This is a genomic window from Halomonas sp. OfavH-34-E (genome assembly GCF_024124525.1).
Lineage (GTDB): Bacteria > Pseudomonadota > Gammaproteobacteria > Pseudomonadales > Halomonadaceae > Halomonas > Halomonas litopenaei.
The window spans coordinates 60,839-84,562 of sequence record NZ_JAMXRY010000009.1 but is presented as its reverse complement, the minus strand read 5'-3'; the positions used below and the strand labels follow the sequence as shown (position 1 = coordinate 84,562).

Below are 23,724 nucleotides of genomic sequence, written 5' to 3'. Positions count from 1 at the left end.
GAAGTCGTCGCGCCAGGTGAGCGACGCCATCAGCCTGAAACCATAAGCGCCGGACCTGAAATGGCCCGGCGCCTGGTGGGGATGGGAATTCCCAGGACGAAATTTAGAAGTCCATGGTCCAGCCAAGGGTAAAGGTCCGTCCCCGACCCTGATAGTCGTACAGGTACTCCGGACCGTAGTAGGGCGAGTAAAACATTGCCGCTCGCTGTCCCCAGACGGTGGAATATTCCTCGTCGAGCAGGTTGTCGATACCCAGCGTCAGACGGCCGATATCGATATCCTGGGCCAGTGCCAGGTCCACCGTGGTGTAGCCGTCGATCTGGCGGTCATCGTCATCTTCCAGGTTATGGGCATGGTTGGCCTGCAGGCGGGCGCTGCGTCCTGCCGCCATGTCCTGCCAACCGACGAAGGCGGTGGCGGAGGACAGCGACGCATAGCGGGCGTCACGCTTTTCCCAGCTGCCGTTCTCGTCTTCCTGCTCCGAGCGCACCAGGTGCAGGGTGCCGCCGACCTCGAAGCCGCCGTCCAGGAAGCGGGTCACCGCCGCCTCCAGGCCGTAGTCACGCTTGTTTTCCTCGACCACGCTGACCGACAGGTCTTCGGCATTTTCGACCGCCTTGTCGGACCAGGCGTAGTAGATCGCCGCCTGGGTGCTCCAGTCGGCGTCATTGAAGCGCCAGCCGAGTTCCACCTGGTCTGTCTTGATGGCGTCCAGCGGGTTGTCGTCGACGCTGACATCGGCGCTCTTGCCGTAGTACTTGGCCGGGTCCGGCAGCTCAAAGCCCTGGCTGAACTGGATCCAGTTCTGGTGGCCGTTGCCGTAATCGTAGAGGGCGCTTGCGTTGACCAGGGTGGCGTCATAGTCATTCTCGCCCCCCGGTACGCCGTTGAAGTCATCGACCTCGACGTCCATATGCTGCTGGCGCACCCCGGCGGACAGGGTCAGACCGTCGGTGACCCGCCAGTCGCCCTGGGCGAAGCCGGCGTAGCCGTCGACCTCGTAGCTTGGATAGCGCGGGCCGATCTCGCGCTCTTCCTGGACGAGACCGCCACTGGCATTCGAGGTGGCGATGTCGAAGTACATCTGGTCGGCGTCGAAGGACTCACGGTCCATGTCGAGGCCATAGGTCAGCGAGACGCGCTCGCCCAGCTCGGCATCGAACAGCGCCTTGATACCGCCCAGATCGGTGTCCTGCTTGGAGGCGCGGAATTCGACGCCCTGAGTGGTGGCGTAGGGGAAGGCATTGAAGCTGGCCTCTTCTTCCCGATAGAACGCCTGCAGGTAGAAGTCCTGACCCAGCAGGTCGGCGTGGTGGTATTGCAGGTTGACCATGCGACGATCCGTCTCGGGATCGCGATCCGACGAATAGCCGTCGCGGATCTCGGCGCCTTCCAGATTGCCTAGCGCCAGGTTGGGGAAGTAGAGCCCACGGTCACCCTCATAGGCCGAGCGGTATAGCTGAGCGCCAAGCGTCAGCGTCTGCTCGGCGCTCAGCGCCAGATCGACGCTGCCCATGATGTCGATGGAGCGATTGTCCTGCAGGTCGGTCTGGGCGATGTCCGGGAAGATCTCGTCGCCACGCCCGTCATAGAAGCGTCCATTGTCCTGATAGGCCACCGCCAGACGTCCCTGGACACGCTCGCTGCCGCCACTGATCGACTGGGCCAGGCGGAAGTCGGCGTCGTCACTGTCATTGAAGCCGCTGGTGACGCTCGTCGCGGTGGAAAAGTGGCGACCGGGGCCGTCACCTTTCTTCGTCACGATATTGATGATGCCACCGGTGGCGCCACCGCCATAAAGACTGCTGGCGCCGGACAGCACCTCGACGCGCTCTATGTTGAACGGGTCGATGGCGTCGAACTGGCGCGACAGGCCCCGGGAGCTGTTCAACGAGACGCCGTCGATCAGCACCTGCACGCTGCGGCCACGCATGTTCTGGCCATAGTTGGTGCGTCCCTGGGGGGGCAGATCCAGCCCCGGTACCAACCGGCCCAGCGCGGTCTTGAGGTCGGCTCCCGTCGCGATCTGAGTCTCCAGCTGCTGCTGGTCCACCACCCACACCGCTCCGGGAATCTCGCTGATCGACTTCGGCGTGCGCGAGCCGACCACCACCATGGTCTCCTGGGATTGGACAGCTGCCTCGTCGGTGGCCGCCCTGGCGTCGGTGCCTGGCTGATCGGCGCCAACCGCCTGCGCCCAGCTAAGCGACGGAGCAGCGGCCAGCAGCAAAAGGCCTGCACCGAGGGAAAGTGACGCTGACAAGGGAGAGCCGCCATATGACGTAACGCCGGTGACTGGCGCAGTAGTAAGGGGACGCGGGCGTGTGTGGAGCTGAGTCGAAATCTGGGAAGGCATGGAATGATCGCTTGGCTGATGTTGACCGGCTTGTCGAGACGAGCCGATGGGACAGTGCGGACCGGGCTTCTGGCGGCCCGTCTCGCGCCACCTGCCGAGGGAGCTGCGTGTTGGCCGTGGGGCAGATGTGCAGCTTCGGCAGCGGCAAGCAATATAGCGAATTGTGAAAATAATGCGAAGCGTTCGTATTAAAATTTAAGATTTGTGCAAGTCAAGCTCACCCCCTCGCCGACCAGAGGCACAAGGCGTAGGCTGGATGCATCTACCACGCGACGATCAGGAGGCCTGATGGCACGAGTAAAGATCCTCAAGCAGGGCACGATCCACTGCTTTCCTCCCGGCCTGCGTGACGACCAGGGCGAGCTGGTCAACGCCGAGATTTCCGCGGTGGCCTACGACGGCGAGCGACTGTTGATGGCCAGCGACAAGCCGATCCCCGGCCACGAGCGTTCTGCCGCCTTCAGCCTGCCGTTGACCGCCGATGGTCCCGACGACAGCCGCATCGACTACCTGACCCAGCAGACCATCAAGGAAGCGGTGAAGTATGAAGACTTCGCCCTGACCACCGATGGGCGCCACATGATCGCCACCACCGGTTTCGATCGCATCGATGACGAGACCCACGAACTCAACGCCTACAACCACCTGTTGATCTGGCCACTTCACGAGCCTGACCGGGTCCAGGTGGTGGACCCCGACCCCCGTGACGGTGTGGAAGGGTCGCTCGAGTTCCGGCGCAAGATGGACGCAGCCGTAGGCGAGCCCTACTACAAGATCGAGGGTCTGGCCGCGATCCCCGGCGAGCGTGGCGATGGCCTTTTGCTGTTTGGCATCCGCGAGCAGGGCAAGGCCCACGATGACTTCGACTACGTGCGCAGGGTCATTGGTGCCCACTACATCATCAACGACGACGACAACCTGGAGTTCGTCGACGCCCTGCACGACGTCTTCAGCTTCGACCCCGGCGAGTACGACGGCGTGGAGCACATCTGTGGCCTGTCGAGCCTTGAGTACGATCCCTACCACGGCCAGCTCTACCTGCTCACCAGCTTCGAGACCGAAGAGGGCGACGACGAGGTCATCGGCGGCTATCTGTGGGTGATGTCACTGCACGACTTCCGCCAGGGCAGGGCACCCACCCTGGTACGCGACGAGAACGACAAGGTGCTCGAGTTCGAACACAAGGCCGAAGGCCTCGCCGTGCTCGACCGCGAACGCCTGTTCGTCGCCTACGACAACGACCGCAACTACGACCTGCACAGCGTCAGCGAACGCGACGAACGCCGCTGCTGCGAAGCCCCCTACACCATCCTTGGGTTGGTGTAGTAGGCACCAAGCGGTTCAGGTATGGCACAACGCCACATCGACCCAAGGCAGGGCAGAACGCGGAGTCGGAGACTGGATAGCCCTGGCGTGGAGTAAAGAGGGATAGAGAGCGACAAGGAGCGATAGCGCGGGAGAAGGGGCGCGGAAAGAGGGAGCGTGTGGAGTGAAAAGGGCGCGTGAGGAGGAGGGCGATGTGTGGGTGCCGCGGGTACGCCAGCGGTACACCCAGCCGCCAAAACCGGACTTCGAGGCGCCAGAGCGATGATGCGAGAAAGGCTGGAAGGCGAGAAAGCGCCAGGAATGGCACAGCCGAAGCGCCTCGAAAGCCGCCATACTGACCAGTGGCAAGCGTCCACCCGAAACCCGCTAGCCTACGGCCGCAGCTTTCGCTATCATACGCCCGCGCTGATAAGGGCCTATAGCTCAGTTGGTTAGAGCAGGGGACTCATAATCCCTTGGTCGTAGGTTCAAGTCCTACTGGGCCCACCATCGTCCCTTCCTACCTGCTGGTTGTGCCGTCTCTGTCTTTTTATTGCTTCCGTACCACGGGAACTCCAGGTACTGAGCTGCCACACGAAGATGGTTGTAGCGCCCCCTTTCTTGGTTTAGCCGGCTTCAAGCCGCGTGCAAGCGCAAATGGCCCCACGTTGAGGTCATGTTGCGTAGTCCGCACCATCGTGACCGCCCGTTTTGATCTATCGTGACCGACTATTCCAGGCCAACGTGACCGGCCATTCCGTTTCATCGTGACCGATTTCGGCCGCTTTCCCAGAATCCGCGGTCACGATATCGGAATCATCGGTCACGTTCCCGGAATCTCACCTAACTCGCTGGAATGATTCGGACTTTTACGGCAGACCCCTTCTTTTGCTTTGGCCTAGGAGGGGACGATGCCAGCACCGAGGATTCCCATGCGAACCATCACCGAGGTGTTGCGCCTCAAGTACGACGCCGGTCTCAGCCACGAGAAGATTGCTCGGGCCTGTGGCCTCTCCAAGGGCGTGGTCAGCAAGTACGTCAGCCTGGCCCAGGAGGTCGGCCTCAGCTGGCCACTACCCGATGGCACCGACGAAGCGGCGCTGGAGGCTCGACTGTTTCCGGCTGTCAAGGGTCTCACTTTCCCGGCGATTCCGGCTCTTGTGCGGACCGAATATTAGTTATCACCTCGAACACCCCTTCGAGTAGCTCACCTTGAATAGCATCTTCTTGTCTGTATTCGATCTTTCATTGCATCGCCTCCCACGGATTGAGGATGGTTACTCCTGTAGGCTCGAAGTCGGCCACATTGCGAGTGACTACCGTCATGCCATGAACAAGGGCCGTTGCCGCGATGAGCGCGTCACGTTCGCTGCGCTTGTCGGGGACGTGCAGCCGGGCGCAGCGTTGCGCTACGGCTGCATCGACTGGCAATGTTCGCCCCGAGAACTCCGGCAGTACCTGTTGCTCCAGCCACGAGCGCAGCACGGTCCCCTGGGTGGCGTCCTTGCGCTCAATCGACAACACCCCAAGCTCAAGTTCCATGATGGTGATGTCGGACACAAAAAGCTCGGCGGCATCGACGCTTTCAGTCCATGTCGCAACGTTCGGGTCAGCTTTGCCAGCCCGAACTTTTCGTAGTTCGGACACGACGTTAGTGTCGAGAACATACATCATGAGAAATCAGCGGGCTGTGTGCCAATGGTCACACGCGGCGGTTCAAACTCGATATCCGCCGAAACGTTTGGCATAGCCAGAGAATCAGCAATGTTGCGACGTTGCCTTATAAGCCGCTGGTATTCCTCGATGCTCAACAGCACATGAGCAGGCTTGCCGCGATCTGTGATGAACACGGGGCCACTCTTGGCCGCCTTCTTTGCGCGGGTAACGTCCTGGTTAAGTTCTCGACTGGATAGCGTTGTGATGGTCATGATGGCACCTCCTATACGAGCCACTAATGTAGGTATGTCACTACACGGGTGAAGAGCTGTCCATGGGCGGCTGTCAGGCTATCGTGACAGTAGCAACTGGGCGGTACAGTAGGGGTACATTCATCAGATATCCCCTGTTTCGCCAATCTGCGCTAAACTATTGAAACGCGAGTGTTTTGTGGTTTTTTGGATTTCGTTCGGCTACGCTTGATTTTTCAATGCATAGCGCGTGGGCGGCAAATTCACAATCCCTTGGTCGTAGGTTCAAGTCCTGCTGGGCCCACCACCGCTCTCCCACTTGCTTGTTGGTTGTGCTGTCTGGAATTGACATTGCTCTCGCACCACGGGAATTCCCGATGCTTGGCTGTCCACGGACATCGTTTCAGCGCCGCTTCCTTTAGGGAAAGGGCTTCGAGCCCCATGCGAGCGCTTGCTGCCCAGCGTTGTCTCCATCTATATAAGTCCCAGCATTTGACCGAACTCTGAAGCGAGTCGGCGTCATAAGATGCGCCCGCCAGCCGGTACAGTAGCCGAATTGGTAGGCCCTACGGCCCTGACACGGGATCTGACCAGCAACCATCGCGATATTCGCTTTACTAGTATCGGGCACCGGGGACTTTCGGCCAGCGTTCATACTCTGAGCCTGACACCTAGAATGAGCTACGCCAGAATGATCGGTCGGGCGATCCTAAGGATGGTGCGGAATGCGCAGGTGTTGCGCGTCGATCTGATGCCGGACCATGACGACGTGCTCGGCTTCAGCAATCACTGGTATCCCCAGGCACGGGAAACGGCCAGCCCGTCTCGATAGGTGGGGATCTTTCCATCCGCGTGGTCGCACCACCGCTTTTCGTTGCCACCAAGCTTGAAGCCTACAAGGGGCGGGGTGAGGACGATCCTTTATCGAGCCACGACATCGAGGACCTCCTTAATCTCGTGGATGGCCGCCCTGAGTTACTTGATGAGGTGAGAGCCGCCGACAGCGACCTTCGGACCTATATCGCAGATGAGCTCAGCAAACTTCTCGACAATGATCTCTTCGGATATGCCGTGCAGAATGCGGCCGGAGACCCCGACCGGAACGAGGCAAATTTCATCGCCATGATCTACCTGATCGGCAGCCCTGTGTGGCGCATGCTGGAGCAGGTCAAATCCACATGAAGTGACGAAGAACCTTTTTATCCCAGTGAAGGCGGCCACTGGCGAGCTGTGTGCACTACACTCAGTATCCGTACCTGCATCCCCACAACGTCATAGACCAACATATAGCTGGGGTGAACAACCAGCTCCCGGGATCCAGGAGCACGGCCAGGCCGTCCGCTGTCAGGGTGGCCTACCAGCTGTGCGGCCTTCCCTGAAAACAGTTCATCCAACGTCAAGGCTGCCAGCGGATTCTCTGGCTCTATGTAATCGTAAATGTCGTCACGATCCTGCATCGCCTCTGGCGTCCAGACCAGCTCCATCATTTAGGCTTCGCCAGACGTGCACGGGTAGACGCACGGCGGGCAGCAAACCTGGCTTCCACATCGGCGGCAGGTATTAGATTGCCAGCTTCTGCCGAGGCCCGTGATTGCTCCACCTTGGCAACCAGCCAGGCATCATAGTTCTGCGCTTCCTGCTGCTGGGCTACATAGTTGCGCATGAAGTCTCGTAGAAGCTGTGCCCCGGTACGATCGTGAGCCTTGGCAGCACTGGCAAATTCTGCTTTCAGGGCCTCATCGACCCGAAAGGTGAAGGTAGCATCGCTCATGACACCCATCCTTATGTGTTACACAGTTACCACAGGATAGCACGGGGAGTATGGCATTCATCCACTCGCATCCGCTCTGAACAGATACACCACTGGTACTGAATCACATCGTCTATTCGAGACGCACGTCAGGCTCTGGGGATCACGCTGTTCTTACTCAATGGTAGATAGACCATCGTTTGTGCAGTTACAGCGCATCCCCAACGGCGCCTGGCGGCTGTTCCGCGCCAATCCTGGTGGCACACGACAAGGCAAGGCCGTTGTGATGCAGCATAGCGCCATTGAGGGCGCGGACCACGGCGGCAGTGTCACGATCAAGCTGTATCAGGGCGAGAAGGTCGGGGACCTGGCGGTCATCGGAAAATTCCTCTCTACGCTGTGAGCGAGTGGACGGCTGAGTGGTCGCCTTTGTCGATGCTGGCTGGATAGCGAGTGACAGAGCAGGCATGCTCAGCGCTATCCGATACCGCTGAACCAGGTGACCCCCATATGTCAGACCCGTTCAAGCAGCTCCGCGACGCCATGGACCAGTTCGCCACCGAACGCGACTGGGACCAGTTCCACTCACCCAAGAACCTGGCCATGGCGCTGACGGTGGAGGCAGCTGAGCTGCAGGAGTGCTTTCAGTGGCTGACCGAGGCGCAGTCCAGGGAGCTGGATGAGCAGCAACTGGCCGCCGTGCGCGATGAAATCGCCGATGTTCAGCTCTACCTGATCCGGCTGGCAGGCAAGCTGGACGTGGATATCGAAGCGGCGTGCCGGACGAAGATGGAGAAGAATGCGGAGAAATATCCGGCCGAGAAAGTGAAGGGAAGTGCGAAAAAGTACACGCATTATCAGGATTGACGTGATGTTTTCCCGTCTTTTTCCCTGCAGCGGCCTTCTCTACCTGACTTTGTCCCTTAAGCTTCCTCCGGCTGATTTTGGCCTCGAGCAGGGGCTGAGACTCGGCTTAGGTTTAAATTATCTGCTAAAAGCGGCCTTGAATGGCGTTTTCAGAGTGATAAATAAACCAGCTACCGCACAAGATCCCGTGTGACTCCGTTGTGACGCCGGCCGGATGGCCGGCGTTTGCTGGGCGAAGCGTGGCACTCGGTTTAGTGACCGCGAGTCAGGCGTGTGGCCAGCCACCAGCCCAGTAGCATCGTCAGCAGAAAACCCGCCAATGGCAGACTCATGGCGCTGCTGGAGACGATGGCAGGCCCGGGGCAGTAACCGCTCAGGCCCCAGCCAACACCGAACAGGGCCGCGCCGAGCAGCAGGCGGCCATCGATATCGCGACGCGTGGGCAGTTGGAAGCGCTCGCCCAGCAGGGGAGTGCCGCGCCGCCAGACGAGGCGATAACCGATGAAGGTGGTGATGACGGCACCGCCAAGCACGAAGATCAGTGTGGGGTCCCAGTCACCGGCCACGTCGAGAAAGCCGACGACACGCGCGGGATCGGTCATGCCGCTGAGTGTCAGCCCGAGGCTGAAGACCAGGCCGGTGATGAAGCCGATGATCGCTTTCATGGTGACTCTCCCAGCAGGTGTTGGCTCACGAAGACCGTCAGCATGGCGACGGTCACGAACACCACAGTGGCCACCAGCGAGCGGGGTGAAAGACGAGCGATACCGCAGACGCCGTGGCCACTGGTACAGCCGCCCCCGATGCCGGTTCCCACGCCTACCAGCAGGCCTGCGAACATCATGCTCAGGCCCCCGCTGGTGGGATCGCCGATCAGCGCATCTGAGCGCTCGGCCACATTGCCCCAGTCAAGATTGAACAGCACGAGGAGCAGCGGGCCGCTGATCAACCCGAGCACGAAGGCAATGCGCCAGCGGTGGTCCGGGCCTGATTCCAGAAGCGCTCCCCGCGTGATGCCACTGATACCCGCGATACGTCCCAGAAAGGCCATCAGCATCACTGCCGAGAGGCCGATCAGGACGCCGCCCGCGAGTCCTTTCATGCTGCTCATGATGTCCATGTCATTCGTCCTCCCTTTCGGCCATCCAGCGTTGCGACGATGATATGCTCGAGCCCGACCATCGCCAACCGTCATCGCCAGGCGACTTCGCCCACCGACTGCCGAGTCTACTGGTCAGGTGATTTGCCAGCCGGCTGACCTGTGGGGCATGCGACAAGGACGCGGAGGATTCGCAGGAGCACCATGAACGAACTGACTCAACGCCTGCGCACCTTTCTCAAGGTGGCGGAGCATCAGAGCTTCAATGTGGCGGCGCGGGAGCTGGATATCGCCAGTTCCACGGCGACACGTCATGTCAATCATCTGGAGCGCCAGCTGGGCGAGCCGCTGTTGGTGCGCACCACTCGCCATGTGCGGCTGTCGTCCGCTGGAGAGCGTGCCCTGATCCGCTTTCGCGCCATTCTGGCCGAGGTGGAACAACTGGAGGATGAGCTCGAGACGCTGAGTGAGCGCGTCGCGGGGCCGCTGCGTATCTCGGTGCCGTGGCGCTATTCACGCCTCTATCTGGCGCCGCTGGTGAGCGAGTTCATGCAGCGCTATCCCGAGGTGGCGCTGGATATCGTCAGCAGCGACCAGCGTGTGGATCTGATCGAGGACCACTTCGACGTGGCCCTGCGCATCGGTCACCTGGAAGATTCGAGCCTGATCGCGCGGCACATCAGTGACCAGCGCTTCGTGCTGGCCGCCGCGCCGTCTTACCTCGCGGCCCAGCCCCCGATCCATCGGCCGGAAGACCTGGAGCAGCACCGTCTGCTGACCTTCAGCTATACCACCGCCAATCATCACTGGCGATTGGTGCAAGGGGATCGTGAGCATCGTATCTCGGTGCGGGCCCGTGCGTTGCGCACCAACAATGCCGACATTCTCACCCAGGCGGCGCTGGGCGCCGCCGGCGTCGTGGTACAGCCGCTCTGGGCCATACGAGGTGAGCTGGCAAGCGGCCGCCTGATGCCGGTGCTGGAGGACTATCAGGTCACCTCATCGGATTTCGACACCGGTATCCATGTCGTCTACGCGCGCGAGAATCAGCATAACCCGCGCGTGCGCGCCTGGATCGACTTCTTGCTGGCCCGTCGCGAGCGGCTGTCCTGTCACTAGCCAGCCGTGAGCGCTTTCCGCCGTCCAGATATACGAAGGGGCCGATCTAAAGGGAGATCGGGCCCTGTGCGCGCGTCGCGACTGCTTGGACGATACTCATCAGGCGGTGTTTATCAGATGGTGCTCATCTGACAGCCATCAGTAGAGGATATCGCTGCGGATGATGTACTTGGCGCCGTCGCGGATCGGCTCGCTGGCGTGCACGCAGTGCTGCGGATGCGAGCCATGCGGGAAGCACAGTACGCCACCCTTGGGCGTGGAGACCGAGACCGTCTGGATATCGTCCCGCGACTGAGCCGGCTTGTCGGGATCACGGCGGCTGACCAGAAACTCGGTGCGCCCGCCAGTGTAGCCATCGCTTAAGAAGATGAGGAAGGTGTACTGGCTCATCAGGCCCGGATAGGCGCCCTGGACGACCTCGCCATTGATGACGCGACTGCCCGGCCAGGCGCCATCGGTGTGCGGCTTGAAGAAGTCGCCGGCCTCGTAGCGATAGACACGAAAGCGCGCATTGATGCCTTTGGCTCCCTCGCCCCGGATCTGCTCAGTGACCAGTGGCGCCGAGCGCTGCCAGACGACCTGATCGACCGCTTCACTGACGACCCAGTTGACGTTGTGATTGTGGCGTACCGAGCGCGGCAGGGAGACCGGCGCATCTTCCTCGAAGCCCATGTCCTCCAGAACGGCAACGAAGTTGTCGGCCTCGGCAGGTGTCAGCACATTGAGCAGCTGGAAGGCGCCGGGGACACCCTCGACCTCCTGACGGACAACCTCTGGCGTCGCGTCGGCTTCGAAGAGGTCAGACACGTCGCCGTTGTCCGTCCAGATGGGCAGGGGCATGGGGGAGAAGCCGCGTTCGTGGCTGACGACATGGAATGACAAGCTCATGGCAAAGCTCCTGAATGACGAAGAATGTGAGACGAAAACGTGGGGACAGCGATGCCTGCCGGGAGGAAGGCCTGGATGACCGTCAACTGGCGGTGAGTGTCGGTACCGAGGAGAAATAGTCAGCTACCTGGATGGGCCCGGTATCCGCCATGTTGCCCTTGGCGCTCAGCCGCTACCAACGGCCGCTGCACCTCAGTCGGGATAGCGGACCAATACCCGCGTCTCCAGGCTGGTGCGTGTGGGCGCATCTTCGGGCGTGTCGAGCAGCTCGGCCGCGGTATGCGCGACCGGTGGCTTGCCGGCGCTGTCGAAGGCATTGAAGACGATGGCTTCGTCGGGGCGCATATGTGAGACGAAGTACCAGCGGTGATCCGGATTATGGACGAGGCCCTGGATCTGGCCGCAGCGATCTGGATAGAGGATGTCGATGTTGACCCAGTCCTCGTGGTGCACGCTTTGGGTATCGGCGAATGCCAGCGGGTCACGCGCGACGGCCTGCTCGACGGGCTGCCAGACATTGACGATGCCGTAGTGGCCGCTCAGCCAATGCTCCGCCTGCTCGGGCGGCAGCAGATCGCGCACGCGCTGCGGGCCAGAGCGTGGCGAGTAGTCGACATGCACATGCTGCGCCGGCACGCGTTCACCTTCGAAGCCGCGCAGGGTGTGGTCGAACACATGCACTTCACTGACACCGAGCTGCTGCTTGAGCAACGCCTCGATGGCTGGCGTGTGCAGGCGGTCGCGCGCCTTGGCGTCGCGTACATCCACGGCAAGCTCGGGCGTATCGAGAAACAGCAGGCCCTGGGACGCGAAGCTTGGCGGAGTAGCGCGCAGATCCTGCAAGCTGACGCTTTGGCGATCATGCTTCGGCTCAATGCGCCGACCGGTCTCGCCGTCCGGGTCCACCTTGATCTGCAGACCTTCCGGGCGATCGAGCTGATAATTGACGAACGCCAAGGGGGTAAGGATGGGCGCTGACATGATCGAGACCTCCTTCACGATGAGTTGTCAGATGATGAGCACTGACATGCACTTGGGCCGGCCGCTTGCGCTGTGGCGAGTCCAAGAGGCTGGTTGGCGAGCTTAGTGCATTGGCGCAGACACAAAAAAGGCGCCTGTCTGCAATTTTTTATTGCACGAATGGCAATAATCAACGGCTGCCAAGCGTCCGTGGTTTCCGCATGTTGTTTCCGTCTCCGTCCTTATTCCCATCCCAATAAACCGATAAGTAACTGATAAACAAAGGCTGGGAGAGCCGCCAAGAGCAAGGCTGACGTCATAGAGAGTTGGCATTCGACGTGTTGATGTAGATAAGGGCCGGCTTGTATAGTCAAGTTGCTATTGCAAAGACGTCATCCAGGCGCATCTGTCAGATTATGCGATGGGTGAGCGTGATATTCATCGTGCCAAGGGAATGGTCATGAAAGATAAGCGTGTGCCTGTAACTCCAGTGTTTTATCGCGGTGCGTCAGCGGCTCTGTGTGTCGTCGCTCTGAACGGCTGTACCGGTATGGCCGAGACGGGCCCTGCAACCGACGTGCCCGGACATCCAGAAAGCACCAAGACCAATGTGCTGGAAGCAGGGGCCAGTGCATTGCAGACCGATGCACCGACGGATCAGCTCAATATCTATCTTGTTGGTTTCCATCCCATGAAGGATGAGCCAAGCCATCAATTCGAAGCGCATCACTTCTGCCAGCAAGTCAACGAAGACTTCATGCAGTGTGCGCTTTACGATGGAAATACTGCGGATGCCCACCTCACCGGGGTGGAATACATCATATCCGAAAGCGTTTTTGAGACCCTGCCTGAAGAAGAGAAGCAATATTGGCATCCCCATAACGGGGAGATTCTGTCTGGCCAATTGGTCGCGCCCAACCTGCCTGAAACCGCTGATCATGAGCTGATGCAATCCAAGATGAACAGCTATGGCAAGACGTGGCACACATGGAGCAGTTCACACAGCGATGAACAAGACCAGGCGTTGCCGCTGGGTAAGCCCGAGCTGGCTTGGTCCTTTAATCGTACCGGAGAGCCGCAGCCGGGCCTGGTCGAAGATCGAGACCAACGTATGGGGATCGACACAGAGGAGCGGCGTCAGGCCAGGCAAGATCTGGTGCCGCTGGCCAATCCCCAGTCGGGTGTTGATGTGTTGAAAGGAGAGTTTCCCAGGTCAACCCAGCCCATCCCTGGTGTGGAAGCCAAGACCAGTGAGTGATGTCGTCGGTTTTGCCGGTTGGCTGTGGTGATCGGTACTGCCGGGTTCCGGATGATGGGTTGCTCGCTTGGTGAAACGCGAGCCGCCCTGCGGGTCTCTGGTGGGAGCGGGGGAGGTCAGCGACGCCAGCCTCGTCCCGGGCACCAGCCGCGCAACGTGCGAAAGTTCTGTTGCCATGCTTTAAAAAGGTTTGACAAGGCACGCCGAGCCGTGAGAGGATGCTTCTCGTTGGTTAGCAAGTCGTATATTTCAGTACTGATCGAATCATTCGGTAGCCTGGCAATATCCCCCTTGTTATATCCATATTTCTGGGATGACACCCGGCAAACTGTAATGACAACGCTCTGCGTTAAGGAATTCGATCATGGCAACTGGCACAGTTAAGTGGTTTAACGACGCTAAAGGTTTCGGCTTCATTTCTCCGGCCGACGGTGGTGACGACCTGTTCGCCCACTTCTCCGAAATCAAGGCTGAAGGTTTCAAGTCCCTGCAGGACGGTCAAGAGGTCTCTTTTGACGTGACCCAGGGCAAGAAAGGCCTTCAGGCTTCTAACATCAAGGTTATCTAACTTCTAGTTAGCTAACTGAGATGAATGACAAGACCCGCTCCGGCGGGTCTTGTCGTTTTTGTGTGTGAAAAGTCTAGGTCTGGCCGTGTGTGGTCGGCGTTTATCTTCTTTTCGGGCTCCGCATGCTTGGGTTGTCTTGCGAAGCAGCCTGGCCCGGTTATCTAGGGCTTGTCTGAAAAGTGCCTGCGCTCGGTAATACGGCGTTAAAAATCGGATCAAAATGCTCATTTACACTCCGTAAACTGCGCTTTCTCACCGATTTTTGCCTTGTCTAACCTTCGCTCGTCGACTTTTCGGACTGAGCTTAGGAGGCCTTCGTGCTGGACCAGCGGGATTGGCAGGCCGGTAGCTCAACCTGCCCAAGAGGCGATAGTGGTGGATAGCAAACTTTGCTGACGGCTTTAACGCGTCAAAGGGGCTTCGCTGGGCTTGCCTCATCAGCATAAAGCAGCCAGTCTCCCATGCCGCTGTCCTCAAGGGCGTAAACTCCCCGACCAGAGCGCCATACCAGGCCCTTCTCGCGAAGCGAGTCGAGCGCACGTTGAACGGTGGATGCCGAAGGCTGGGTCTTGCGCTTGGCAAGAGCCTGGATCTCCTTGAGCGTATCCTTGGTGAAGGGTGTAAAAGGGCGCTGTTGCGCCGATGTTCGGGCCAGGACGAGCAGGATGGCGCGCTGTAGCTCGGGCAGTTGATCGAAGTCGGACTGGAAGAGGGCCTGGTAGTCTGCCTGGATCGATTGTGCTCCTTGCTCCAGCAGCTTTCCGAGGTCGTCGGCCCGCCCGTGCTCCAAGGCAACGCGCTTGATGACGTCCCACAGCAGTTCAGGACGGCGACCCACACGTTCGAAGGTCTTGGCGACATCTGCGACCTGGAAGGTGTTACCAGGAGCCAGCCTTGCATTGACGTGGTGGGTAAATGCCTCCACGAAATCATCCCCCAGTAACGGGAAGGGGGTGACGGTATTGCCGAAGAAGGGCTGGTCGCGGCTCAACACCAGTTGGGCCAGCTTGTCACGACTGCTCCCAGTGAACACCAGACGCAGGCCTGGTTTCGCCCTGCCCAGGGTCAACGCATCGCGAGCGGCCTTGAGTGCGAACATGGTGTTCATCCCCTGCTCGCTACTGAGTGCATGCTGTGCCTCGTCGATGAAGAGTACGACCAGACGTTCCGATGCTTCGTGCAGTGCCTGCAGGGCTTCCGTCAGGGTGGCTTCATCCGGCAGAGCGGAACCTGTCAGGTCCCACGTCAGCGTCTTGTGTAGCGTGACGGAATCGACGCCGGCAGCACTCAAGAGCTTCTTGATGCGCGGCGCGTAGGTCTGCAATCTGGCCATGATAGCGCGTTCGATCAGCAGGCCTGGATCCATCTGGCGGTCTGCCCAGAGGTCGACGTAAACCACTTCCCAGCCGTGCTGTTCGCAGGCAGGCATCAGGTCCTGCCGCAGGAAGGTGCTCTTGCCGGTGCGCCGTGGTGCGGCGAGGAATAGCCCGCCGCTGTAGTCGATCAGGCCATCGCCAGCCAGGCCTGTCACGATCGACTGTGCGAGGGCTGGTCGGTGAAAGACATAAGTTGCGGAAACCATGGAATACGCCTCTTTACGCGGCTATGCGTAAAATTATACATCATGGCGGTAAAGGGCCATAATGCGGGCCTGCATCGTCAGCACGATAGGCGAGTTCAGCAGGACGGCGCTGGCAAACCGTTTCTGGTGGGTGAACAGTCTGTCCGGCGCACTGCTGTGCATTCCGGCTAGTGCACCGATTCACCGATAAAACAAAGCCCCTCGATCGAGGGGCTTTGTTCCTTCTTTACTCAGGCCTTAGTGGGCCAGCATTTCATCGACGATACCCTGGCCGTCCAGTTCGGAGGGGTAGTAGGTCGGCCAGTTGGTGACTTCTTCAAGCAGGGCCGCACGGTCGTCACCCCAGTACAGGTGGTAGTGGTCGGCCTCGGTCGGGTAGATGGCATGGTCGCTGAACTGGATGTAGTTCGGCAGGCTGTCGTCTTCACCCTGGTACTCGAAGATGTAGCGAACGCCACGGTTGCCGGCCTTGTAGGTCAGGACTTCGTAGCCGTCGGAGGCGTATTCGCCGGAGAGCACCTGACCATCTTCGTGGAAGGAGACGGTAGAGCCATCGATGACGATACGGTCGACGTCGGTCTTGTAGCCGATCTCGTAGTACGCCTTGTATTCCTCGGCGCTCTTGTCATCGCTCTGCTGGGCCTTGTGGGCGAACACTTCGTCGAGGGTGCCGTCCAGCAGGTAGGGGTAGACGGACTGCCAGTCGCCTTCCCAGTCGGACAGCGGCCGATCCTTGATCTGGTCGTCGTCGAAATAGCCGGCGTAGATGTCCTTGGCGTGATCATGCTCATGATCATGATGGTCGTGATCGTGCGCTTCACTGGCCGCGGAATCGCTTTGTGCGAGGGCCAGGGGGGCGGTCGCCAGTGTCAGGGCGCTGATTGCGGCGACGGCCATACGGCGGGTCAGAATCGGGTCCATCGTCTTGCTCCTTGGGGTGATTGGTGGGGCGTTGTGGCCTCCCCGGAGAGGCCTTGGAGAGAACAGGGCTTTTATCACTCGGCCTCGGCGGCGCAGCGGGCGACGCCGTCGGCCAGTTGGCGCAGCAATGCGGGATAGAGCTCGGTACCGAGCGGCAGGTCGACGCCCAGGGGATCGATGACCAGCGACGTCTCGACGCCGGTGCCTTGGAACACGCTGTCCACCAGCGCCGGGTTGAACTGGGGCTCTCGGAAGACGCACTGGACGCCGAGATCGGCGACACGCTGCTGGATCTCTCGGATACGCGCAGGGCTCGGGTCAGATGCATCCCCCAGGGAGATCGCCCCGGCCGCTGGCACATCGAAGCGGCGCTCGAAGTACTGGTAGGCATCGTGGAAGACGATGAAGCGCGTACTCTGGGCCTGCTGGAGGCGGGTCTCCAGTTCATCGATCAGGTCATCGAGCTCGCCGCGGGCTTCCTTTGCGTTGTGTCGATAGATGTCGGCGTTGTCGGGATCGAGTTCGGCCAGTGAAGTTGCTATGGCATCGAGCCAGGCCTGGGCGTTGACCGGGTCCAGCCAGCCGTGGGGGTCCCAGCCTGAATGGTCGTGATGGTCGTGGCCGGCATGTTGCTCGTGCTCGTGGCCGTCATGCCCTTCGTGGTGCCCGTGGCCCTCATGCTCCTCGTGCTCATGGAGCTCATCATGATCGTGGGCCTCGAAGGTCGCGCCCTGTCGATAGGTCAGGCGCTGCGTGCCGGCGCTTTCCATCAGCTCCACCTGCTGCGCATCCACCGCCAGTGACTGGCGTGCCTTGGCAAGCCAGGGCGTCAATCCATCGCTGACCCAGAACACCACGTCGGCCTGCGCCAGGGCTTCGGCCTCGGAAGGACGCATGGCGTAGCCGTGGGGGGAGGCTCCAGGCTGGATGACCAGTTGCGGCGTCCCCAGGTCTCCCATCACGCGCTCCACCAGGCTGTGGACCGGCGGAATATCCACGGCCACCGAGGGGACCTCTGCGGCAGCCATCGCAGGAAGCAGCAGGCAAGGGAGGAGAAGGGGGCGTAGCGAGGTGTGCATCGTCATCGATCTCTTGGAGCGTTCTCGGGGCGGGTGATTGTGGCATGTTTTGTTATGATATAACATTGTTTTCGAAATCGAGAAAGGCTCTGGAGAATGTTCATGCCGCTATTGTCGATCGATGATCTGCGGGTCGTCCTGGGAGGGCAGACCATCCTCGAGGGCATAGACCTCAAGCTCGAATGCGGCGAAATCGTGACGCTGGTCGGCCCCAACGGGTCGGGCAAATCGACGCTTTTGCGTACCATCATCGGTGCGCTGACGCCCGCTGGCGGACGTTTGGTGCGAAGGCCCGGGCTCACCATCGGCTATGTACCGCAGCGGCTGGCCATCGGTCCGACCCTGCCGATGACGGTCACGCGCTTTCTCAACCTGCCTCGTCGACGTTCCCGCAAAGCCGTGCAGCAGGCCCTGGCGCAGGCCGGCGTGCCTGAGCTGGGCTCGCAACAGTTGCTGTCGTTGTCAGGCGGCCAGCGACAGCGTGTTCTGCTGGCGCGAGCCCTGCTGGAGAAGCCCGACCTGTTGCTGCTCGATGAGGCAACCCAGGGCCTCGACCACCGGGGTACGGCGGATTTCTATCGCCAGATCGAGCGGGTGAGGCGCGAAACGGGCTGCGCGATCCTGATGGTCAGCCATGAGCTGCATGTGGTGATGCGCACCTCGGATCGGGTGATCTGCCTCGATCGCCACGTCTGCTGCCAGGGCACGCCCGAGCGAGTGCTGGCGTCCCCGGCCTATCAGGCGCTGTTTGGCCCCGATACCGCTTACGCGCTCGCCTTCTACCGCCACGAACATCTGCGCGAAAAAGACGCCGCTAGCCCGGCCTTGGCGCAGGTGGGCGCTGCCCGCTCGTTGGGGGTCTCGGCCTGATGCTCGATGACTTCATGCTGCGTGCGGCGCTCGCCGGTATCGGTGTGGCATTGGCCGCCGCCCCGCTGGGCTGTTTTGTGGTGTGGCGCCGCATGGCCTACTTCGGTGATGCCACCGCGCACGCCGCCATCCTTGGTGTGGCACTGTCGCTGTTGCTGTCGACCTCGATCTTCGCCGGAGTGCTGGTGGTGTCGCTGCTGATGGCGATCCTGGTCTCGTTGCTCAGCGGTCGTGGCTATGCCATGGACACCTTGCTCGGGGTCATGGCTCACTCGGCGCTGGCCTTCGGGCTGGTGGCGGTGTCCTTCGTGTCCGGGGTGCGTATCGACCTGATGGCATATCTGTTCGGTGACATTCTGGCGGTCGGCAAGGGGGATCTGGTGTTGATCGCCGGCGGCGCCTTGCTGGTCATGGCGCTGGTGGGGTGGCGCTGGTCGTCACTGTTGACGGCGACCCTGGACGCGGATCTGGCGCGGGCCAATGGCATCCATCCCGGGCGCGAGCAGCTGGTGCTGACACTGTCCCTGGCGGTGGTCGTGGCGGTGGCGCTCAAGGTGGTGGGGGTACTGTTGATCGCTGCACTGCTGATTATTCCCGCCGCCGCCGCCAGACCCTTCTGCCGCACCCCGGAAGCCATGGTGCTGGTGGCAGTGGTGATCGGAGCCGCGTCTACCACCGGCGGTCTTCAGGCGGCCTACTGGCTCGACACGCCTACCGGTCCGACCATCGTCAGCCTCGCCGCTGTGGTGTTTGTCCTGTGTAGCCTGGTGGATCTCGGCAGGCGCCGGTTCGTCAGAATGTCTTCCAGCAATATCTCGTCCTGAACGGGTAACCCGTGCGTTGCTGCTTTGGGCGCAGGCCGCCACTGCAGGATCAGCCTTGCCTTACTGGCCCTTGCGCAGTCTAGCAGCATCATGAGTCATCGGCTGGTCTGGTGGCGATCTCCGCACGAGGAGGTTCAAAGTCGATATCGATGTCGCCATCGTCAGGCATCGCCAGCGTATCGGCGATGTTGCGACGTTGTCCGGCAAGCCGTTGGCACTATCGCTCGCACTGGAGCCATCGCTCGTCTGCCTGTACGCAAGCGCTACGGGCACCTAGCGTGGTCGGCCCCTGTGTGGCCGGCCACGCCGGCGCTTGTCCCGGGTCGGCGCAGTGTGCACGGGGCTCGGCGTCGGGACGAGCCGCACGGCTGTCGGGCTTCTCAGGACGTACAGATCCACAGTATCCGCGCCGGCTCGTCGCCGACCGATATCACCGCGTGGCCCATCTGGCTGTCGAAGGACATGCTGTCGGCAACCTTGAGCCGGGTCGGCTCGTAGTGCTCCGTCCATACCTCCACTTCACCCTGCTGCACCACGATCTGCTCATGTCCGGCGTGGCGCTGCAACTCGCCAAACTCCTCGATACTGGTGTTGAGCACCGTCGTGGAAAACACCAGAAAGTCCTTGGCCACCATGTCGTTGCACAGAAGCTCGAAGCGATAGTCGGGGGTCTCGACCACGGGCCCCTGGCCCGCCCGGGTGAGGGTACGCCAGCCGCTCAGGGCGCTGCGTTCGTTGTGATAGAAGAGTTCGCTGACATCTACCTCCAGGGCGGCGGCCAGCTTGACGATCACGTCGTAGGTCGGGGATAGCCGGCCGTTCTCGATACGCGAGATGCTGGCGGCGGAACTGCCCGAGGCCTCGGCCATCTGGGCGATGGTCAGGCCCCTATCGCTTCTGAGTGCCTTCAGGTTGGTGCCGATGGAACCTGCCTTGCGCGGACGCTCCCTGACGCGTGGGGGCGGGGTGACGGTGTCGCTCATGCTGGCCTCCGACGCCTTTGCCTCGAATTTTTCAAGAAAAAGCGTTGGTTGTTGGTCTTTTTTTATAGTTTTGACTGAATATTGCGTATATGCAATCCTCATTCACGAACGCGACAATAGCAAGGTGTGTGCGTGTGAGCGGGCGCTCCGGCGTGATCCCGGGGTTGCCAAAGCGCTTGCCAGCACGGTCATTGCGCTCCTAGGGCTTGTCTGAAAAGTGCCTGCGCTCGGTAATACGGCGTTAAAAATCGGATCAAAATGCTCATTTACACCCCGTAAACTGCGCTTTCTCACCGATTTTTGCCTTGTCTAACCTTCGCTCGTCGACTTTTCGGACAGCGCCTAATTTCCACAAGAAAATCCAATGGGGATAATAATGTACAAACTGAATCGACTGGCGGGTGGTGTCGCCCTGGCGGCCGCGCTGGCGGGTGCCTCGCTGAGTGCAAACGCAGAGGAAATGAACTGGAAGATGGCCACTCCCTGGGGCGGCGGTCCCTGGCTTGAGCGCGATGCCCAGACCTTCGCCGACTATGTCGACCAGCTGACGGCCGGTGACATCGCCATCGAGGTGTTCCCCGGTGGCACCCTGGGGGGCGCGCTGCGGGTCACCAATACGGTCAAGGCCGGGGTGGCCGAGGTCAGCCACAACTACGTCAACTACGACTACGGCACCGATCCCACCGCGGCGCTGCTGGCCGGGCATTCCAGCGGCCTGACGCCGGAAGAGTTCATGATGTGGATGTACGAGGGCGGCGGCGTGGAGCTGTATGAAGAGTTCCGCCGTGACGTCTTCGATGTGGTGGCCTTCCCCTGTTCGATTCTGGGCACCGAGATCTTCCTGCACTCCAACAAGAAGGTCGAGACGCTGGAGGACTTCCAGGGTCTGCGCCTGCGCACCTCCGGCGCCTGGGCCGAGATCGCCTCTCAGCTGGGTGCATCCACCGTGGTCATGGCGGGCAGCGAGATCTACAACGCCCTGGACCGTGGCGTGATCGACGCCGCCGAGTGGGGTAGCCCCGAGATGAACAAGCCCACCGGCTTCCAGGACGTGGCGCAGTACGTGATCCTGCCTGGCGTGCACCAGTCGGGTGGCTTCCTCGAGTGCCAGGTCAACCAGGACGCCTGGGATGCGTTGAGCGCCGAACAGCAGGAGCTGCTGCGTCTGGCCGGCAAGCTAAGCGTGTTCGACTCCTGGCTCGCGAGCTCCTACGCCGACCTCGAGGCCTACCAGGAGCTGGTCGACGGCCCCAACGAGATCGTCCAGCTGGATCAGTCGTTCATCGACGCCATCTATGAAGAAACGCGCAAGTGGGAAGACGAGAACGCCGAGAGCAACGAGTGGTTTGCCCGGGTGCTCGAGTCCCAGCGTGAGTTCAAGGCCAGCATGACCAACTGGCAGCAGTATCGTCTGCCGATCGGTGCCATGGGTCGCGACTGACCACACGCCTTGCGGCCCGGCCAGACAGCAAGAGCTAACCCCCTTGCTGCCTGGTCGGGCCGCTGTCTTTACCACCACCTGTGGGCAAACGAGATGAAGCTTATTCACGCTATCGAGCGGCTGACCCGCCTGGCGGGAGGGCTGGGCGCCATGCTGACCTTTCCGCTGATCGCGGCCCTGGTCTATGAGGTGTTCAGCCGTTACGTGCTGGGCCGCCCGACCCTGTGGGCCTTCGAGGTCAGCTACATGGTCATGGGTGCCATCTTCATGCTGGGCATGGCCAACGCCCTGCGCCTGGGCCAGCACGTCAGCGTCGATCTGTTGACGTTGCGCTGGTCGGATCGCACCAACGCAGCGGTGCGCCTGGTCGGCTACCTGCTGTTTCTGCCGGTGCTGGGCTGGCTGGTGTGGGAGCTGGGGCAGTATGCGCTGGAGGCCTTCGCCTCGAACGAGCGCTCTGGCCGCTCGGCCTGGAACCCGGTGATCTGGCCCGTATTTCTGACCTGGTGGGCCGGCTTCGTGCTGCTGGCGCTGCAGGTCGTGGCCGAGATCCTCAAGGCGATCCATATCATGCAAGGGCGCACGCCCGACCAAGGGGGCGCGGCATGAGCGACTATCTTGCGCTGGTGATGTTCCCGGCTTTGATCGGTTTCATCATCGCCGGCTTTCCGATCGCATTTTCGATGATTCTGGTGGCGACACTGTTCGGCATCATGCAGTTCGGTGACGCTGCCGCCTATCAGTTGCTGACCAAGATCGAGGACACCGCCTCCAATTCGATCCTGGCGGCGGTGCCACTGTTCATCTTCATGGGCGCCATGCTCGAGCGCTCCGGTATCGCCGAGCGGCTGTTCACGGCGATCCACTTCTGGACCCGTCGGCTGCCGGGGGGACTGGGCGTCGGCGCGGTGGTCATGGGGACCTTGTTCGCCGCGGCCAGTGGTGTGGTCGGTGCCACCGAGGCGGTGATCGGGCTCTTGGCCATCCCGGTCATGCTCAAACATCAGTACAGCAAGTCGCTGATGTCCGGCACCATCTGTGCCAGCGGCTCGCTGGGGACGGCGATCCCGCCGTCTATCACGGTGGTGGTGCTGGGCCCGGTGGCCAGCGTCTCGGTGGGGTCGCTGTTCAGCGGCCTGATGTTCCCGGGCTTCCTGATGGCGCTGTTCTTCTTGCTCTACATCGTGCTGATCGCCTACTTGAAGCCGGAGATGGCACCGCGCATGGCGCAGGACGACGCCGAGCGGGCGACCCTCGGCGAGAAGCTCAAGATGACCTTCGGTGCGCTGCTGCCGACCATGGCGCTGATCATGACGGTGCTCGGCACGATCTTGCTCGGCATCGCCACGCCGACCGAGGCGGCCGCCTGCGGCGCCCTGGGATCGGTGGTGCTGGCGCTGGCCTATCGCAACCTGACGCTGGACGTGCTGTGGAACTCGGCCAAGCGGACCTTGAATATCTCGGCGATGATTCTGCTGATCGTGCTGGGGGGCAACATGTTCGCCGGAGTGTTCTTCGCCGCCGGAGGCATGGCCACGGTGCAGTCGCTGTTGATGGACACCGGCATGAGCCCCTGGATGATCCTCGGCATGATCCTGCTGATCGCCTTCCTGGCCGGCTTCGTGCTCGACATGATCTCGGTGGTGCTGATCGTCATCCCGGTGGCCATGCCCATCGTGCGTGCTCTCGGCTTCGACGAGATCTGGTTCTGCGTGGCCTTCCTGGTGGTGATGCAGACTAGCTATCTGACGCCGCCGCTGGCACCGTCGATCTTCTACCTCAGGGCGATCACACCGCCGGAGGTGACGCTCAAGCACATGTACATCGGGGTGGTGCCCTTTATCGTGGTACAGCTGGTAGTGCTGGCGCTGGTACTGAGTTTCCCGTCGCTGGCGCTGTGGCTACCCGAGCAGTTGAGCGGCCCCTCGTGGAAATGACCCCGGACAC

Annotated in this window: 26 protein-coding genes and 1 tRNA gene; 14 read left to right on the top strand and 13 right to left on the bottom strand. The window is 61.1% G+C overall.

Annotated features, from left to right (window positions below):
* Nucleotides 1–103: 103 nt before the first annotated feature.
* Nucleotides 104–2,263 (bottom strand): TonB-dependent receptor, encoded by a 2,160-nt coding sequence (locus tag NH448_RS06215; protein WP_253028537.1) that lies wholly within the window; start codon nucleotides 2,261–2,263, stop codon nucleotides 104–106.
* A gap of 381 nt (nucleotides 2,264–2,644) precedes the next feature.
* On the opposite strand from NH448_RS06215, the gene NH448_RS06210 reads away from it, so the two are divergent.
* The 3 genes from NH448_RS06210 to NH448_RS06200 all read left to right on the top strand — a co-directional run bounded on the left by NH448_RS06210 (nucleotide 2,645) and on the right by NH448_RS06200 (nucleotide 4,839).
* Nucleotides 2,645–3,682 (top strand): hypothetical protein, encoded by a 1,038-nt coding sequence (locus NH448_RS06210; RefSeq protein WP_253028536.1) that lies wholly within the window; start codon nucleotides 2,645–2,647, stop codon nucleotides 3,680–3,682.
* A 412-nt stretch (nucleotides 3,683–4,094) separates the two neighbouring features.
* Nucleotides 4,095–4,171: transfer RNA gene (locus NH448_RS06205), tRNA-Ile, on the top strand.
* Between the two features lie 422 nt (nucleotides 4,172–4,593).
* On the top strand, nucleotides 4,594–4,839 hold the full coding sequence (locus tag NH448_RS06200) for a hypothetical protein (RefSeq protein ID WP_253028562.1): 246 nt from the start codon (nucleotides 4,594–4,596) through the stop codon (nucleotides 4,837–4,839).
* A 67-nt stretch (nucleotides 4,840–4,906) separates the two neighbouring features.
* On the opposite strand, the gene NH448_RS06195 is transcribed toward NH448_RS06200, so the two are convergent.
* Both NH448_RS06195 and NH448_RS06190 read right to left on the bottom strand, forming a co-directional pair.
* Nucleotides 4,907–5,335 (bottom strand): type II toxin-antitoxin system VapC family toxin, encoded by a 429-nt coding sequence (locus NH448_RS06195; RefSeq protein WP_253028535.1) that lies wholly within the window; start codon nucleotides 5,333–5,335, stop codon nucleotides 4,907–4,909.
* Nucleotides 5,332–5,589 carry a type II toxin-antitoxin system Phd/YefM family antitoxin gene (locus NH448_RS06190; RefSeq protein ID WP_253028534.1) on the bottom strand — a complete coding sequence of 86 codons (258 nt, stop codon included), beginning with the start codon at nucleotides 5,587–5,589 and terminating at the stop codon, nucleotides 5,332–5,334. The genes NH448_RS06195 and NH448_RS06190 overlap by 4 nt, the downstream gene beginning before the upstream one ends.
* 831 nt (nucleotides 5,590–6,420) lie before the next feature.
* On the opposite strand from NH448_RS06190, the gene NH448_RS06185 reads away from it, so the two are divergent.
* Entirely contained in the window at nucleotides 6,421–6,750 is a 330-nt protein-coding gene (locus NH448_RS06185) for a hypothetical protein (RefSeq protein WP_253028533.1), read from the top strand.
* Between the two features lie 17 nt (nucleotides 6,751–6,767).
* Here the strand turns inward: NH448_RS06185 and NH448_RS06180 are convergent, their stop codons facing one another.
* Nucleotides 6,768–7,052, bottom strand: a complete 285-nt coding sequence (locus NH448_RS06180; RefSeq protein WP_290442690.1) for a type II toxin-antitoxin system RelE/ParE family toxin — start codon at nucleotides 7,050–7,052, stop codon at nucleotides 6,768–6,770.
* Nucleotides 7,052–7,339 (bottom strand): hypothetical protein, encoded by a 288-nt coding sequence (locus tag NH448_RS06175; protein ID WP_253028532.1) that lies wholly within the window; start codon nucleotides 7,337–7,339, stop codon nucleotides 7,052–7,054. The genes NH448_RS06180 and NH448_RS06175 overlap by 1 nt, the downstream gene beginning before the upstream one ends.
* Before the next feature lie 181 nt (nucleotides 7,340–7,520).
* Between NH448_RS06175 and NH448_RS06170 the strand changes: the two genes are divergently transcribed.
* Both NH448_RS06170 and NH448_RS06165 read left to right on the top strand, forming a co-directional pair.
* Nucleotides 7,521–7,721 carry a hypothetical protein gene (locus NH448_RS06170; protein WP_253028531.1) on the top strand — a complete coding sequence of 67 codons (201 nt, stop codon included), beginning with the start codon at nucleotides 7,521–7,523 and terminating at the stop codon, nucleotides 7,719–7,721.
* 107 nt (nucleotides 7,722–7,828) lie between these two features.
* Entirely contained in the window at nucleotides 7,829–8,185 is a 357-nt protein-coding gene (locus NH448_RS06165) for a nucleotide pyrophosphohydrolase (protein ID WP_108448333.1), read from the top strand.
* Between the two features lie 251 nt (nucleotides 8,186–8,436).
* Here the strand turns inward: NH448_RS06165 and NH448_RS06160 are convergent, their stop codons facing one another.
* Both NH448_RS06160 and NH448_RS06155 read right to left on the bottom strand, forming a co-directional pair.
* Nucleotides 8,437–8,850 carry a DUF6691 family protein gene (locus NH448_RS06160; RefSeq protein WP_108448334.1) on the bottom strand — a complete coding sequence of 138 codons (414 nt, stop codon included), beginning with the start codon at nucleotides 8,848–8,850 and terminating at the stop codon, nucleotides 8,437–8,439.
* Nucleotides 8,847–9,305 (bottom strand): hypothetical protein, encoded by a 459-nt coding sequence (locus tag NH448_RS06155; RefSeq protein WP_108448335.1) that lies wholly within the window; start codon nucleotides 9,303–9,305, stop codon nucleotides 8,847–8,849. The genes NH448_RS06160 and NH448_RS06155 overlap by 4 nt, the downstream gene beginning before the upstream one ends.
* 183 nt (nucleotides 9,306–9,488) lie before the next feature.
* On the opposite strand from NH448_RS06155, the gene NH448_RS06150 reads away from it, so the two are divergent.
* Nucleotides 9,489–10,403, top strand: a complete 915-nt coding sequence (locus tag NH448_RS06150) for a LysR family transcriptional regulator (RefSeq protein ID WP_108448336.1) — start codon at nucleotides 9,489–9,491, stop codon at nucleotides 10,401–10,403.
* A gap of 138 nt (nucleotides 10,404–10,541) precedes the next feature.
* Here NH448_RS06150 and NH448_RS06145 read toward each other — a convergent pair whose 3' ends face one another.
* Both NH448_RS06145 and NH448_RS06140 read right to left on the bottom strand, forming a co-directional pair.
* Nucleotides 10,542–11,291 (bottom strand): 2OG-Fe(II) oxygenase, encoded by a 750-nt coding sequence (locus NH448_RS06145; RefSeq protein ID WP_253028530.1) that lies wholly within the window; start codon nucleotides 11,289–11,291, stop codon nucleotides 10,542–10,544.
* A 192-nt stretch (nucleotides 11,292–11,483) separates the two neighbouring features.
* Nucleotides 11,484–12,272 (bottom strand): CmcJ/NvfI family oxidoreductase, encoded by a 789-nt coding sequence (locus NH448_RS06140; protein ID WP_253028529.1) that lies wholly within the window; start codon nucleotides 12,270–12,272, stop codon nucleotides 11,484–11,486.
* A gap of 439 nt (nucleotides 12,273–12,711) precedes the next feature.
* Between NH448_RS06140 and NH448_RS06135 the strand changes: the two genes are divergently transcribed.
* Both NH448_RS06135 and NH448_RS06130 read left to right on the top strand, forming a co-directional pair.
* A complete protein-coding gene (locus tag NH448_RS06135; protein ID WP_253028528.1) occupies nucleotides 12,712–13,509 on the top strand; it encodes an OBAP family protein in 798 nt (265 codons plus the stop codon).
* 364 nt (nucleotides 13,510–13,873) lie between these two features.
* On the top strand, nucleotides 13,874–14,077 hold the full coding sequence (locus NH448_RS06130; RefSeq protein WP_045993826.1) for a cold-shock protein: 204 nt from the start codon (nucleotides 13,874–13,876) through the stop codon (nucleotides 14,075–14,077).
* A 409-nt stretch (nucleotides 14,078–14,486) separates the two neighbouring features.
* On the opposite strand, the gene NH448_RS06125 is transcribed toward NH448_RS06130, so the two are convergent.
* From NH448_RS06125 to NH448_RS06115, 3 genes are all read right to left on the bottom strand, one after another.
* The gene (locus NH448_RS06125) at nucleotides 14,487–15,659 is read right to left on the bottom strand and encodes a hypothetical protein (protein ID WP_253028527.1); all 1,173 of its coding nucleotides are present in this window, start codon (nucleotides 15,657–15,659) and stop codon (nucleotides 14,487–14,489) included.
* A gap of 237 nt (nucleotides 15,660–15,896) precedes the next feature.
* On the bottom strand, nucleotides 15,897–16,580 hold the full coding sequence (locus NH448_RS06120; protein WP_253028526.1) for a metal-binding protein ZinT: 684 nt from the start codon (nucleotides 16,578–16,580) through the stop codon (nucleotides 15,897–15,899).
* A 74-nt stretch (nucleotides 16,581–16,654) separates the two neighbouring features.
* The gene (locus NH448_RS06115) at nucleotides 16,655–17,665 is read right to left on the bottom strand and encodes a zinc ABC transporter substrate-binding protein (RefSeq protein ID WP_366077651.1); all 1,011 of its coding nucleotides are present in this window, start codon (nucleotides 17,663–17,665) and stop codon (nucleotides 16,655–16,657) included.
* A 96-nt stretch (nucleotides 17,666–17,761) separates the two neighbouring features.
* Here NH448_RS06115 and NH448_RS06110 point away from each other — a divergent pair, with 96 nt between their 5' ends.
* Nucleotides 17,762–18,529 (top strand): metal ABC transporter ATP-binding protein, encoded by a 768-nt coding sequence (locus NH448_RS06110; protein WP_253028525.1) that lies wholly within the window; start codon nucleotides 17,762–17,764, stop codon nucleotides 18,527–18,529.
* Nucleotides 18,529–19,353 (top strand): metal ABC transporter permease, encoded by an 825-nt coding sequence (locus NH448_RS06105; protein ID WP_253028524.1) that lies wholly within the window; start codon nucleotides 18,529–18,531, stop codon nucleotides 19,351–19,353. The genes NH448_RS06110 and NH448_RS06105 overlap by 1 nt, the downstream gene beginning before the upstream one ends.
* 380 nt (nucleotides 19,354–19,733) lie before the next feature.
* Here NH448_RS06105 and NH448_RS06100 read toward each other — a convergent pair whose 3' ends face one another.
* Nucleotides 19,734–20,336 carry an XRE family transcriptional regulator gene (locus NH448_RS06100; RefSeq protein WP_253028523.1) on the bottom strand — a complete coding sequence of 201 codons (603 nt, stop codon included), beginning with the start codon at nucleotides 20,334–20,336 and terminating at the stop codon, nucleotides 19,734–19,736.
* A gap of 376 nt (nucleotides 20,337–20,712) precedes the next feature.
* Here NH448_RS06100 and NH448_RS06095 point away from each other — a divergent pair, with 376 nt between their 5' ends.
* From NH448_RS06095 to NH448_RS06085, 3 genes are all read left to right on the top strand, one after another.
* Nucleotides 20,713–21,777, top strand: coding sequence for a C4-dicarboxylate ABC transporter substrate-binding protein (locus NH448_RS06095; protein ID WP_045992514.1), 1,065 nt, complete (start codon nucleotides 20,713–20,715; stop codon nucleotides 21,775–21,777).
* A 93-nt stretch (nucleotides 21,778–21,870) separates the two neighbouring features.
* Nucleotides 21,871–22,386 carry a TRAP transporter small permease subunit gene (locus NH448_RS06090; protein WP_045992515.1) on the top strand — a complete coding sequence of 172 codons (516 nt, stop codon included), beginning with the start codon at nucleotides 21,871–21,873 and terminating at the stop codon, nucleotides 22,384–22,386.
* Nucleotides 22,383–23,714, top strand: coding sequence for a TRAP transporter large permease subunit (locus NH448_RS06085; RefSeq protein ID WP_045992516.1), 1,332 nt, complete (start codon nucleotides 22,383–22,385; stop codon nucleotides 23,712–23,714). The genes NH448_RS06090 and NH448_RS06085 overlap by 4 nt, the downstream gene beginning before the upstream one ends.
* Nucleotides 23,715–23,724 lie beyond the last annotated feature (10 nt).

Excerpts from the sequence above, each read along its gene's own strand:
- NH448_RS06210 (WP_253028536.1), top strand. The coding sequence starts at position 2,645 with ATGGCACGAGTAAAGATCCTCAAGCAGGGCACGATCCACTGCTTTCCT.
- NH448_RS06200 (WP_253028562.1), top strand. The coding sequence starts at position 4,594 with ATGCGAACCATCACCGAGGTGTTGCGCCTCAAGTACGACGCCGGTCTC.
- NH448_RS06195 (WP_253028535.1), bottom strand. The coding sequence starts at position 5,335 with ATGATGTATGTTCTCGACACTAACGTCGTGTCCGAACTACGAAAAGTT.
- NH448_RS06190 (WP_253028534.1), bottom strand. The coding sequence starts at position 5,589 with ATGACCATCACAACGCTATCCAGTCGAGAACTTAACCAGGACGTTACC.
- NH448_RS06180 (WP_290442690.1), bottom strand. The coding sequence starts at position 7,052 with ATGGAGCTGGTCTGGACGCCAGAGGCGATGCAGGATCGTGACGACATT.
- NH448_RS06175 (WP_253028532.1), bottom strand. The coding sequence starts at position 7,339 with ATGAGCGATGCTACCTTCACCTTTCGGGTCGATGAGGCCCTGAAAGCA.
- NH448_RS06165 (WP_108448333.1), top strand. The coding sequence starts at position 7,829 with ATGTCAGACCCGTTCAAGCAGCTCCGCGACGCCATGGACCAGTTCGCC.
- NH448_RS06160 (WP_108448334.1), bottom strand. The coding sequence starts at position 8,850 with ATGAAAGCGATCATCGGCTTCATCACCGGCCTGGTCTTCAGCCTCGGG.
- NH448_RS06155 (WP_108448335.1), bottom strand. The coding sequence starts at position 9,305 with ATGGACATCATGAGCAGCATGAAAGGACTCGCGGGCGGCGTCCTGATC.
- NH448_RS06150 (WP_108448336.1), top strand. The coding sequence starts at position 9,489 with ATGAACGAACTGACTCAACGCCTGCGCACCTTTCTCAAGGTGGCGGAG.
- NH448_RS06145 (WP_253028530.1), bottom strand. The coding sequence starts at position 11,291 with ATGAGCTTGTCATTCCATGTCGTCAGCCACGAACGCGGCTTCTCCCCC.
- NH448_RS06140 (WP_253028529.1), bottom strand. The coding sequence starts at position 12,272 with ATGTCAGCGCCCATCCTTACCCCCTTGGCGTTCGTCAATTATCAGCTC.
- NH448_RS06135 (WP_253028528.1), top strand. The coding sequence starts at position 12,712 with ATGAAAGATAAGCGTGTGCCTGTAACTCCAGTGTTTTATCGCGGTGCG.
- NH448_RS06130 (WP_045993826.1), top strand. The coding sequence starts at position 13,874 with ATGGCAACTGGCACAGTTAAGTGGTTTAACGACGCTAAAGGTTTCGGC.
- NH448_RS06125 (WP_253028527.1), bottom strand. The coding sequence starts at position 15,659 with ATGGTTTCCGCAACTTATGTCTTTCACCGACCAGCCCTCGCACAGTCG.
- NH448_RS06120 (WP_253028526.1), bottom strand. The coding sequence starts at position 16,580 with ATGGACCCGATTCTGACCCGCCGTATGGCCGTCGCCGCAATCAGCGCC.
- NH448_RS06115 (WP_366077651.1), bottom strand. The coding sequence starts at position 17,665 with ATGACGATGCACACCTCGCTACGCCCCCTTCTCCTCCCTTGCCTGCTG.
- NH448_RS06110 (WP_253028525.1), top strand. The coding sequence starts at position 17,762 with ATGCCGCTATTGTCGATCGATGATCTGCGGGTCGTCCTGGGAGGGCAG.
- NH448_RS06105 (WP_253028524.1), top strand. The coding sequence starts at position 18,529 with ATGCTCGATGACTTCATGCTGCGTGCGGCGCTCGCCGGTATCGGTGTG.
- NH448_RS06100 (WP_253028523.1), bottom strand. The coding sequence starts at position 20,336 with ATGAGCGACACCGTCACCCCGCCCCCACGCGTCAGGGAGCGTCCGCGC.
- NH448_RS06095 (WP_045992514.1), top strand. The coding sequence starts at position 20,713 with ATGTACAAACTGAATCGACTGGCGGGTGGTGTCGCCCTGGCGGCCGCG.
- NH448_RS06090 (WP_045992515.1), top strand. The coding sequence starts at position 21,871 with ATGAAGCTTATTCACGCTATCGAGCGGCTGACCCGCCTGGCGGGAGGG.
- NH448_RS06085 (WP_045992516.1), top strand. The coding sequence starts at position 22,383 with ATGAGCGACTATCTTGCGCTGGTGATGTTCCCGGCTTTGATCGGTTTC.